Consider the following 1,085-nt stretch of genomic DNA (forward strand, 5'->3'; position numbering starts at 1 on the left):
CGGAAGTGCGCCAGTGGGGCACCGTGCCGCTCGACGGCTTCATCGGCCCGGCCCACGTTTCGACCATTATTGGCAGTCGACCGTACGAGTTCTTCGCCGAGGAATACAGGAAGCCGGTGGTCATCGCCGGCTTCGAGCCGCTCGACGTGATGCAGGCGATCAAGATGCTGATCCGCCAGGTCAATGAAGGCCGGGCCGAGGTCGAGAACGAGTTCTCGCGCGCCGTTGACCGTGATGGCAACAAGAAGGCGCAGGCGTTGGTCGCCGAAGTGTTCGAGATGCGGAAGAATTTTGAATGGCGGGGGTTGAACGTGTTGCCCTACTCGGCGTTGCGCATTCGTGGCCAGTTCGCCGAATTTGATGCTGAAAAGCGTTTTCCGCTGGGCTATCAGTCGGTGGCCGATCACAAGGCCTGCGAGTGCGGGGCGATCCTGCGCGGGGTCAAGCGGCCGCAGGACTGCAAGATCTTCGGGACGGTCTGTACGCCGGAGAATCCGGTGGGGTCGTGCATGGTGTCGTCGGAGGGGGCTTGTGCGGCGCACTATACCTATGGGCGGTATAAGGATGTGGCCTAAAGTTTGGGTTAGTTGGCATGGGGTTCCGCCCTTGCGGGGCGTCTTACTTTCTTTTGCTTCGCCAAAAGAAAGTAAGCAAAGAAAAGGCGACCCTGGGTCGGCGCCCTTCGGGTTCCTTCCGCTACTCGTCGGGCCGGGCGGCTGGCTAAACTCGCCTACGGCTCAGACAACGCCAGCCGAAGGCCCCCGGCCCGCCTGCGTTGCTCAGCGCCTCTCAAGGGGCCCAAAAGCGTCCGTGCTCGACCAGTTCGAGCAAAAATTACATTCCCACGGTCAACCGGAAAAAACGGCCAAAAATGAAATCCATCATTTAGTCGCACCCACCCCATCCCCGTCACTCCCGCGGCCTCGACACACCCGGGACTCCGCTTCGCGGCGGGCGAAGCGGGAGTCCATACTCCTGCTGGATTCCCGCCTACGTGGGAATGACCGCGCCACTGGTTGGGCACGCGGCTGTTTACCGGGCCCCTTGGAAGGTGCCGAGCAACGCAGGGGCTGGCGGATAAAGGG

The 1,085-nt window shown here is 61.8% G+C and carries 1 protein-coding gene; it reads left to right on the top strand.

Annotated features, from left to right (window positions below; genetic code table 11):
• Positions 1-575 (top strand): hydrogenase formation protein HypD (gene hypD, locus ADADOO_RS03775; RefSeq protein ID WP_511275148.1); only part of this gene is annotated, 575 nt, incomplete at its 5' end.
• Positions 576-1,085 lie beyond the last annotated feature (510 nt).

Origin of the sequence: Azonexus sp. (assembly GCF_036170495.1) — a bacterium.
In the GTDB taxonomy this organism is placed as follows: Bacteria; Pseudomonadota; Gammaproteobacteria; order Burkholderiales; family Rhodocyclaceae; genus Azonexus.